Raw genomic sequence first — 10,129 nt, forward strand, 5'->3', positions numbered from 1 at the left:
ATGTGCCGCATGGCTTCCACTTCGTGACGTCTCCGCCGCTGGTGGTGAAGGATCGTGTGGTTCTTGGTGGCTGGATCTTTGATAACCAGGCGAACTTCGAGCCGTCCGGTGCAATCCGTGCGTTCAACCCGATTTCCGGTGAGATCGAGTGGGCTTGGGATGCCGGTCACAACCCGGAAAACTGGAAGCCCGGTCCGAACGACGAGCTGACGCGTGACACCCCGAACGCATGGGGCGTTTACACGGCAGATGAGAACCTCGGCCTGCTTTACCTGCCGATGGGTAACTCCCCGCCGGATAACTGGGGTGGTTCACGCCGTCCGTTCGACGATGCAACCTCCAGTGCAACGATTGCTCTCGACATCGAAACTGGTGAGCGTCGCTGGACCTTCCAGACCGTGCATCACGATCTGTGGGACATGGATCTGGCCATTGGCCCGTCGATGGTTGATCTGCCAGGCCCGAACGGTGAAACCGTCCCGGCTCTGATCCAGACCACGAAGCGCGGTGAGTTCTTCGTTCTGGACCGTCGTACAGGCAAGCCTGTTCCGGGTTATCCGGTTGAGGAACGTCCGGTTCCGACTGCGGGCGTTGCTGCAGACGATCACGTGTCTCCGACGCAGCCGTTTGCTGTTGGTCTGCCGTCTCTGACGCCGCCAGACCTCAAGGAAAGCGACATGTGGGGCGCGACGCTGCTGGATCAGATGATCTGCCGCATCCAGTTCCGTCAGTCCGCTTATGAAGGTCAGTTCACGCCGCCGCATGTTGGCAAGACGACAATCGTCTATCCGGCATTCTATGGTGTGGTTGACTGGCAGGGTGCGTCCATCGACCCGCAGCGCAAGCTGCTGATCGCCAACGCCAGCTACCTGCCGTTCCGTATCCGTTTGGAAAAGCGTAACCACGCTGAATCCGCGGGTATCCTGCCGAAGTGGGATGGCAAGGGTGACAAGCCTGAAGCCAAGGGCGATGCGCTTAGTGTCTCTCCTGACTACGGTACGCCTTATATCGCTTACACCAGCCCGTGGCTGAACCCGCTTCAGATCCCCTGCAAGGGACCAGTCTGGGGTACGATCACCGCTATCGATCTGGTGACAAAGAAGATTGTCTGGCAGCACCCGGTTGGTACGACGCGCGACACCGGTCCTTTCCGGACGCACAACAACCTTCCGCTTCCGACCGGCATGTACAACATCGGTGGCAGTGTCATCACAAAGGGTGGCGTATCCTTCATGGGTGCGACAGCTGACGATTACCTGCGTGCCTTTGATGTCTCGACCGGTAAGGTTATCTGGCGTGACCGTCTGCCGGCTGGCGGACAGGCAACCCCGATGTCCTATCAAATCGGCGAGAAGCAGTATGTTTTGATCGCCGCTGGCGGTCATGGGGGCCTTGGCACCCGCAGCGGTGACTATATCATCGCTTACACGATTGACGGACAGCAGGGCGCAGCCGCGCACTGATCTGGCCTTATTACTGCTGGAGCGCTTTCTTTACTGGAGGCGCTCCAGTTTCTTCTTCTACGGAAATAAAAGTCATGGTTCGCAAAATCTGGTCCGGAGGGTGTCTCCGGGCCCTGAGCATTCTATTGCCCGCTTCCTCCCTCCTGCCAGCCCTTGCGGCACATGCTGCTGATATTCCTCTGGCCATCATTGGCCCGCATGAATACGACCTGCCTGTCGATTTCAAACCGTTCAACGTGCTCGTGCAGTACGGAGATGGGAATGTCGCGGGAAACACTTATGACAGTGGTGGCCGGCGTCAGCCCACTGGGGGAAGCCACACCTGGGCGGGTATGACGAAGTACGTGCACTTCCGCAGCTTTGACGCTCTGCCGCATGTCGGTTTTGCGTTTGAAGTCATTCAGTCGGAAAGCTTCGTTCTGGCACAGGGCAAGGATTACGGTGGCCTCGGTCCGACAATCGTGGGCCCTGCCGTCTGGTTCAAGCCGAATGCTCACAGCACCTTCGGTATCCAGACCTTCATGCAGACGCCAGTTGGCACACGGGATGCGTTGTCCCCGAGCTACTGGTCAAACCTGTCCAGCTTCATGTTCGACTATGAATGGAAGCATTTCAGTTTCGATGGCGATCTGGGTGCAATTGTAGCATCCACGAAGCACAAGACAGGCGAGCACAGCTACTCGCCCGGGACGGTCTTTCATTCCAATCTGCGTTTCAGTTGGAAAGCGAGCAAGATTGTTGAGCCGTTCTTTGCATTTGACTGGCAGAACACAGCCGGAATGCGGGATAACACTGCCAACAGTTGGGTCAGTGAATCCAGTGGGCGTGAAGTCGCACTGGGTGTGGGCGCCATGGTCAATATTTCCAAGCGCGTCTCATTAACCGGTCGGTATTCTCATTCTGTCGATGGCAGAAACGTGCCTGAGACGAATGCGTATTACATGAAGCTGGTCTATCTCTGGTAAAGACGGCTTACCCCGTCCGAGCAGTATTCTCGGACGGGGTGCCGCCTCCTAGAGGCCCAGTGTTTGCCGGGCAAGGCGACACGCTGCCAGATCCCACGCAGCACAGCCGACACTCTTGAAAAATACCGGACCTTCCGGTTTTTCTCTGCCGGATAGGTAAGCGGCTAGAGGTTGGACCTCTTCCCAGTCTTTCCCTGCCTGAATGATGTCTCCCGCCTCGGACGGGGCACCGACGGGGTCATCCACAATACAGGTACTTCCGTTGACGATGGCCGGACCAATTTCAATCATTTCCGGTCGATAAGCCCCCACACCAATAATCAGTCGCGTAGACTTTGGCGGCGCGTCGTACAGAACACTTTGGCTGCTGGTCACGGTGACGACCACATCCGGGTCGCAGGCTTCGTCATCGTTGCGAAGCCTCAGGGCAGGGTATGCGTCGCTTCCTGACAGCGCGGCTACGCTCTCACGGGAGCGGCCACGAATGTAAACCGTGAGGCCCGGATAAAGCACATTCAGCGCTTCCAGATGAGCTTTGGCCTGTACGCCGGTACCAATGAGAAGAACCGTTTCCAGAGTGTCTGGGCGAAAGCAGTCCAACCCCAGCATGGAGATGGCAGCGGTCCGTCGCTCCGTCGTAGCAACGCCATCCAATGCGAACAGAAACTGTCCATCGACAGCATCCATGCACATGACTTGCCCCTGAATAGCAGGAAGGCTGCGTGCGGAGTTGCCAGAATAAAGGGTCAGAAGTTTTGTCGTGAGAATATCGGGCGCACACGCAACCATGGACATGACCGTCCCGGAGCGATCAAGCGTTGGCACAACCATGCGTTCAGGACAGGAGATCTGCCCGGCATGATAGTCCTGAGCTGCTCTCCGAAGTGTTTCCACAAGGGCGGGAAAGGGGAGCAGTTTTCGCGTTTCGGCGGCGGTCAAAGTCTTCATGGAGCATCTTCCTGCTGTTGTCCGGAAGATGCCCCGTTTTGGCTTGAAGATGAAGGGATGGCGAGAGAGCGTCCCTGTCTGGGTTAAGCAGCAGCTTTTGGACGGAACCGGGCTGTCGAGATGTCGCATTCGTAAGCGGCTGCGACCGAATGAGGGTCGAGCGCCAGATCATCGACAGCATCGAGAATGCGTTCGACTTTGGCATCATCCATCAGCACGCTGAAATTCAGGCGTGTCCAGCCAGGCTTCTCGATTTCCTGCCCAGACAGAATGGCCTGACGAATTGCATCCGAGGCCGCTTCGTCAATGTCGAGCAGGCGATGTGCATACGGTCCTGCACAAGCGCATCCGCCACGCACCTGAATGCCATAGCGGTCCGACAGCATGCGCGTGAAAAGCTGCTGGTGGATGAAGCCACCTGTGCTTGCGTCCCGGATCTGGAAAGAGAAGATAGGCAGCGCCTCAGCGGTGGCGTGACCAAGAATGCGGATATTCGGGTTTTTGCTCCAACGGGCAACAGCGCGGGCGCGAAGCTCCGCATTGCGGTCGCTCATGAAGGTCTGACCAATGACGTCCTTGACGATGAAGGCCAGTGCCGCGCGGATGTCTCCCACCACATCGGGTGTTCCACTCTCTTCGAGAGCCGCAAGGCTGGTGGTATAGTCATGGTTCCAGGGGGACACGAACCGTACTGTTCCTCCGCCTGGAAGAACCGGGCCGCATCGCGTCACGATGTCATTGCGGACGATCAGGACGCCTGAGGCTGCCGGGCCACCGATAAACTTGTGACAGGACACTGCCACGGCATCCTTTTCGAAAGGCGTGCCGGGCTTCATGTCGATGGGAAGATACGGAGCGGCACCCGCATAATCCCAGATCGCCAGAGCACCGTGCTTTTTCAGAAGTTCCGTTACGGCATCTACATCCGTCATGATGCCGGTGACGTTCGACGCGGCCGAGAAAGAGCCGACTTTCAGGCGGCCTTCGTCGCAGGTGGTTAATGCCTGTTCAAGACTGGCGAGATCTGGACCCCCATTCTCAGCTTCCGGGATCTCGATGATCTCGGCGCCACTTTCCCGCCAGGGGAGGATATTGGAGTGATGCTCGTACGGGCCAATGAAAATGATCGGACGATTTCCAGCAGCACAGCGGGCAGGGATTTCCAGCAGATGTACGAGACGGTTCAGGCCTGCTGTTGCGCCGTTGCCCATGAAAATGGTCGTGAAACGATCCTTGGGGGCATGGCAAAGGCGAGCAATTGCATCACGCGCCGCATTACGTATCCGTGTCATGTACGCCCCACACAAAGACGCTTCAGTGTGGCTGTTGGCGTAGTAGGGAAGAACTTCGTTCATGACGAATGTCTCAACCTGAACAAGCGCACGGCCTGAAGCGACATAGTCTGCATAAAGAAGCGACTGAACACCAAAGGGGCTCATGAACTTCGTGCCGTCTCCGAGAACGCCCTTGCGAAGGGCGTCGCGACCACCTGCACGGAGCATTTTCTCAAATTGCTCAAGCGCTGTTGCACTGTTGTCGAGACTGCCGATCGTTTCCATGCTGCCCTGTCCTCTTACCTGATCTCGTCAGAGGAAAATATCTCAATGGCGGATAGGAAACTGTCTCTTTCTTGTAGACGAAAACCGGTTTTTTGTTGTCATTTACATCATTATGAGCAGAATTATCGATCAAACGGACCGTGCCATCCTTCGCATTCTCCAGAAGCAGGGGACCCCGTCGCAGCGTGAACTGGCCGAACAGGTTGGCCTTTCCCAGAATGCCTGCTGGAGGCGCCTGAACGCCCTGCGGGAAAGTGGAATCATCAGCCACGATACCGTCCGTCTCAATGCTCAGGCGCTTGGCCTGACATTGACGGTCTTTGTGCTGATGAGGACGCGTCATCATTCACACGAATGGTTTGAAACGTTCCGCAAAGTGGTCGTTTCGATCCCAAACATCGTTGATTTTTACAGGATTGCCGGTGAGTATGATTATCTTCTCAAGGTCGTGGCATGCGACATGAACGATTTCGACCGTGTCTATCAGCAGATCATTAGCAAGGTCGAGCTGGATGCCATCACCTCATACATGACCATGGAAACCCTGGCAGATAACCGGGATCTTCCAGTCTGACAGACCACGGACAAGGACACTTCATGACCCAGACGGATCAACTCGCCCAAAGTCTCCGGACGAGACATGTTGTCATGATTGCCTTGGGCGGGGTGATTGGTGCTGGGTTTTTCATCGGCTGCTCGGCTGCACTGTCGATGGGTGGGCCGGCCGTCATCGTGTCATACGTTCTGGCGGGACTTCTGGTCTGGCTTGTGAACGGCATGATGCGAGACCTTGCTTCACAGACACCAGGGCGTGCGTCATTTCTCGGACAGATCCGCCATGCTCTTGGGGATCGCTTCGGTTTCGTCGCAGGCTGGACCTACTGGCTGACATGGGTAACGGTGATTGGTGTTGAGGCCATCGCCGTAACATCCATGCTCGCGGCTTATATCCCGGTTCCCTATGCCGTTCTGGAACTCCTTATTCTGGGCGTGATGACCGCCATCAATCTGTTGTCTGTCAAAGGGTACGGTGAGTTCGAGTACTGGTTTTCAGCCATCAAGGTGGCTGCCATCGTGCTTTTCATCGGAATTGGTATCTGGGCGTTCGGGGCGCATTCCATTCCCGTGCAGGAAAACCTGTTTGCGCATGGCGGTATTATGCCTCACGGCTTAATGGCGCTTCTCGCCGTTATTCCAACAGTGCTTTTCTCGATGGGTGGGAGTGAAATTGCGACTGTGGCAGCGGTTGAGTCCGACAACACGGAAGTGAACATTGCCCGCGCAACACGGACCATTCCTCTTCGTATTGGTGGCTTTTACCTTGTGACGATCTCGATGATTCTGTGTCTGGTGCCCTGGAGTGACATCGTACCCGGGCAGTCACCATTTTTGTTGGTTCTGAACCGGTTTCATGTGCCTTTCGCCGGGTTGGCAATGGGCATTGTCATTCTCGTAGCGGCGCTTTCCAGCCTGAACTCTGGCATTTACGTCACCTCACGCATCCTGTTCGAACTGGCTGAACAGGGAGATGCTCCTGCAGTCTTTCTGGCGGTTGAGCCTAAAACGCAGCTTCCCCGGCGCGCGCTTCTCGCCAGTGTTGGAAGTGCCATTCTGGTTGCGGTAACGGCCGTTCTGTCGCCGGGCGTCATTTTTGCTGTTCTTGTCAGCCTCACAGGCGGGTTCATGCTTTTCAACAACGCCCTGCTTGTTCTGGGACGGTTGAAGCTGATGCCTCAGAAAGCATTTGGGGCCTATGTGGCGCTTGCGCTGATTGGTCTGGCAATCATTGCCATGATGATTCAGGCTGAGACCCGTTCACAAATCGAAATGGGCGCTTTTGCGATTGTTGTCATCCTGTTGGCAGAGCGTTTTCTGCCACGAGGGAAAAAGATTCAAAACAGCACGCCCTGAGCAGGTTTGTGGGGAACATCCGTCCCCATATCTTTCAGGATCCATGCGCGCAGTACATCTAGAATGGCGTCTTGATCGTCACGAGACAGAGGCTTTCCTGCGGGAATTCCATGCCACTTCGCCAGACATCCCCGGCAGCATGATCCCGTTGCATGCTGTGCGATGAAGACCGGATGCCCTCGCATCGGCGTCTGCTTTCCGTCCTGCGCCGGCCATGCAGGTGCCAGACGATCCCGGATGAAGGCTGTGCCATGTTCCATGACAGCATCCAGCCCACGATTTTCCAGATAAAGGCGCGCCTGCTCATCCAGATGAAACCGGGCCCGGAAACGGGATTTCTGAAGTCGGAGGAGAAGATCCTGAGGAGCAGAACCGGTCAAGACGGACCAACCTTCTGAAAATACATAAAAAAATGCTGTGAGGGCTGCTGCACCCTCTGTGAGAACATCTGTTCTTACTCCATATGGTGCGGCATGGACGCTTTTCCGAGACGCACCCGAACTGATTCTTCAGCCAATGATATGGCTGCCATGCCAGTCCTGTCGCCGCTTCAGGTTCAGGATCTGTTCACGGCCCGGCTGGATGAGATCTGCGGACGGTTTGAAGAATGGAGTTTTCCTCTCGCGGTAGAGGGGCAACTGGGCGATGTCGCGCCTAACGCGTACAAGAAATATTATCAGCTTCCTCTGATCGACCCGCAGCTTGGAACGTCCATCTCTCTGGAAGCAACCAAACTGGTTCTCGCAGCGGCAGATGTGCGGGCTGGAGATCATGTGCGAGTGACAGGTTTTCTGCGCGCTCGTCATCTGCGCGGGCAGGTTGCCCTGCGGTTTGAAGTGCTCACCGTTGAGCCGCATGATCCCGGTCGTCAGAAAGTGGATCGGGCAGAACGATCCCTGCTGGATGTTCTGAGAGGGCTAAACTGGCAGTTTCAGCCCTATCCCGAGCGCCGGGACGCCAGACTGCTTCTGATTCATTCTGCATCTTCCAATGCACTGGTTTCGGAAGATTTTCTTCAGGCACTGGGGGGCGGGTGGCGTTCGGAGCGTATTCGAGCACTCCCCGTGGCCATGACGGATCCACACCGCATTGCCGATGCCATCGGTACGTGTCGGGAAGACATTATTGTCCTGATCCGTGGCGGTGGAGATGCTTCTGATTTCGCGGTGTTCGAGCATCCGCTCGTGTTGGAAGCGCTCTCCAACTGTGTGGCGCACCGTGTTCTGGGCGTCGGACATACTGCTAATCGGACACTGGCGGAACGGCTGGTGGATCATTCTGCAACGACGCCTGCGGATGCGGGGCACTATATTCGCAAGATGAGCGGTCGTGTGTGGCAGCGGCAGGAGGAGGAGCGTGCGCAGCAAGAAGAAATTGTGGCACTACGGGAGAGTGCGACGTCCATGGCCGCTATTCCGGTTGGGGCACCCTTGGGAGTTCGCTTGCGGAACGGCCTGATTCTGCTGGCTCTGGGCCTATTGGCCGGTCTTGTTCTGTCCCGTATCCTCTAGAAATCAGAGGAACGTTTGTAATTCTGGTGCAACGTTTTCCAGATCGCTCCGCCCTTTTTCAGAGAGTAGAGCGATGACGCGTGCTACATCTCGCAGTGCGCACTTGGGGTGGCGAATAAACCAGGCACAGAACCCATTGAAAGAAAGGCCTTCCGATGTGTCGGTGGCTGGAAGGGGCGGGAGATCCAGAGAAATCTTCTCGTCGGCGACCACGAAGTGAAACAACGTGTCGGCAAGGCTGCTCTCATCCTCGAAAACAAATGTATTGGCGTCAATCCAACGTATTTTCAGGACGGGGCGGAGAAGAGACTGGTTCGCCAGTTGAACAGGATGTCCGTTTAAAGACGCGAGCATGAGAATTTCAGGATGGCTGTCTTGATAGATGGCGGCCAGTTTTTCCGTCGTTTGTATGTTCTGATCGTTTGATAATCCGGGAAATCCATCTTCACCGACGAGCAGAAAATTGCCTGCTCCGTCCCGAATAAAACCAGCCCGTGTGCGTGTTGGCAGAGGAGCCGTCTGAGGTGTCAGAAGAAGACGTTCTCTTGCGGATGGCCGGACACGATGAAAAGAAAATCGCTCATGCTGGCCATGGTCCGGCATGGAACTTCCTGCATCCAAAAGCGCGGGTAAGGCCATGGAAGGATCTTGGTGCAGCCGATCCAGAAGGTCTGCCAGCCCTCGATAGGCTTGTGCATCCATAAAGTCATGCCGGATCACGGACACATCAGGCAGTCTCCGTCTCGGAGAGAGATCTTCCTCATCCCGGCAGAAATAATGTTCGGCAAGGTGAGGGGGCATGTCCGGGTCTCCCGCCCAGACATAATGAAGAATGCGCGCTCCTTCCCACGAGACATGGAGACCTGGGCCAGCCTGATCGACTGGTGTGCCATCTGGGTGGACAATGCGTTGGGGAGAGAAATCCGGAGACAGAACGTCCATCAGGACCGGGAGATTTTCTGTCTGTGCAAATAGCCGGGCCATTCCATTGTCAGGAAAGGTGGAAGCACTGCGGTAGGAAGATGCCTGAATCACAGATCCGGCCGGGACTGGCTCGAGAGGTTTGCCGTAAACGCACCAGTTAATGGCAATCGCATTAGCATCTCCTGCCGTTATAAGGAGATTGTCCAGCGTTGTGTCCGGATCGAGGAATTCATCAACGTCCAGAACCAGCAGCCAATCCTGTTCCCGCCCCACCAGACGAACGGCTTCGGCTGTCAGAACCTGACGAAGCTCATGAGGAGAGAGGTCATCCGTTCTGGCGAATTCATGAAATTCAACCGGGCCGATATGTTCTGCGGTGAGGGCGATGGCCTGCGTATTGTCTGTGGAGCCCGCATCGAGCACGAGAATGCGCTCGAACCCGAGTGCCAGATGCCATAGCAGCCACTCCTTCAGGAGAGGAGCGGCATTATGGGTCAGAACGGCGCAGGCTGCACTTGGCATAATGGTATGTTTCCGTGGTGGCTGGTCAGCGTACGTCCACACGGATCAGCGGATGCTGGACCGATGGATCGGTGAGAGCATGCATCTCGATCTGGATAGGCTGGGCGCCCGCCGTGCTGATTCTGTGGGCGACTGGTTCCAAATCCGTTTGTGTAGCCTCCGTCATGGCCTTGGCCTGCGCTGCCGGATCAGACTGGAGCGGAACCAGAAGCCTGACGATGAACAGGACGTTTTCCTTGCGGGCCAACGCTGACTTAACAGCCTGATCCACAACAGGTCCGTACTCGGATTCCGGAGTCCCGCCCTCGATCTGCAGGAATGGCGGT

The 10,129-nt window shown here is 56.3% G+C and carries 9 protein-coding genes and 1 pseudogene; 5 read left to right on the forward strand and 5 right to left on the reverse strand.

Annotated elements, in window-relative coordinates:
• Positions 1-1,463 (forward strand): PQQ-binding-like beta-propeller repeat protein (locus tag ABF979_RS14450; protein WP_415560519.1); only part of this gene is annotated, 1,463 nt, incomplete at its 5' end.
• 74 nt (positions 1,464-1,537) lie between these two features.
• Positions 1,538-2,428: a transporter gene (locus ABF979_RS14455; protein ID WP_086633956.1), complete on the forward strand. Its 891-nt coding sequence runs from the start codon at positions 1,538-1,540 to the stop codon at positions 2,426-2,428.
• 48 nt (positions 2,429-2,476) lie between these two features.
• Here the strand turns inward: ABF979_RS14455 and ABF979_RS14460 are convergent, their stop codons facing one another.
• Together ABF979_RS14460 and ABF979_RS14465 are read right to left on the reverse strand one after the other, a co-directional pair.
• Positions 2,477-3,376, reverse strand: coding sequence for a delta(1)-pyrroline-2-carboxylate reductase family protein (locus ABF979_RS14460; protein ID WP_415560520.1), 900 nt, complete (start codon positions 3,374-3,376; stop codon positions 2,477-2,479).
• An 83-nt stretch (positions 3,377-3,459) separates the two neighbouring features.
• Positions 3,460-4,935: an aminotransferase class V-fold PLP-dependent enzyme gene (locus ABF979_RS14465; RefSeq protein ID WP_415560521.1), complete on the reverse strand. Its 1,476-nt coding sequence runs from the start codon at positions 4,933-4,935 to the stop codon at positions 3,460-3,462.
• A gap of 112 nt (positions 4,936-5,047) precedes the next feature.
• On the opposite strand from ABF979_RS14465, the gene ABF979_RS14470 reads away from it, so the two are divergent.
• Both ABF979_RS14470 and ABF979_RS14475 read left to right on the forward strand, forming a co-directional pair.
• Entirely contained in the window at positions 5,048-5,509 is a 462-nt protein-coding gene (locus ABF979_RS14470; protein ID WP_046900845.1) for an Lrp/AsnC family transcriptional regulator, read from the forward strand.
• A gap of 23 nt (positions 5,510-5,532) precedes the next feature.
• Positions 5,533-6,846, forward strand: a complete 1,314-nt coding sequence (locus ABF979_RS14475) for an amino acid permease (protein ID WP_415560522.1) — start codon at positions 5,533-5,535, stop codon at positions 6,844-6,846.
• On the opposite strand, the gene ABF979_RS14480 is transcribed toward ABF979_RS14475, so the two are convergent.
• The gene (locus ABF979_RS14480; RefSeq protein WP_415560523.1) at positions 6,828-7,226 is read right to left on the reverse strand and encodes a DUF4186 domain-containing protein; all 399 of its coding nucleotides are present in this window, start codon (positions 7,224-7,226) and stop codon (positions 6,828-6,830) included. The genes ABF979_RS14475 and ABF979_RS14480 overlap by 19 nt on opposite strands.
• Before the next feature lie 93 nt (positions 7,227-7,319).
• Between ABF979_RS14480 and ABF979_RS14485 the strand changes: the two genes are divergently transcribed.
• Positions 7,320-8,357, forward strand: coding sequence for an exodeoxyribonuclease VII large subunit (locus ABF979_RS14485; protein ID WP_415560524.1), 1,038 nt, complete (start codon positions 7,320-7,322; stop codon positions 8,355-8,357).
• Between the two features lie 3 nt (positions 8,358-8,360).
• On the opposite strand, the gene ABF979_RS14490 is transcribed toward ABF979_RS14485, so the two are convergent.
• The gene (locus ABF979_RS14490; protein ID WP_415560525.1) at positions 8,361-9,803 is read right to left on the reverse strand and encodes a glycosyltransferase family 2 protein; all 1,443 of its coding nucleotides are present in this window, start codon (positions 9,801-9,803) and stop codon (positions 8,361-8,363) included.
• Between the two features lie 25 nt (positions 9,804-9,828).
• A pseudogene (locus ABF979_RS14495) lies at positions 9,829-10,129 on the reverse strand (hypothetical protein); the annotation flags it as partial.

The sequence above is a fragment of the Gluconobacter sp. genome (genome assembly GCF_047723935.1).
Taxonomy (GTDB): domain Bacteria; phylum Pseudomonadota; class Alphaproteobacteria; order Acetobacterales; family Acetobacteraceae; genus Gluconobacter.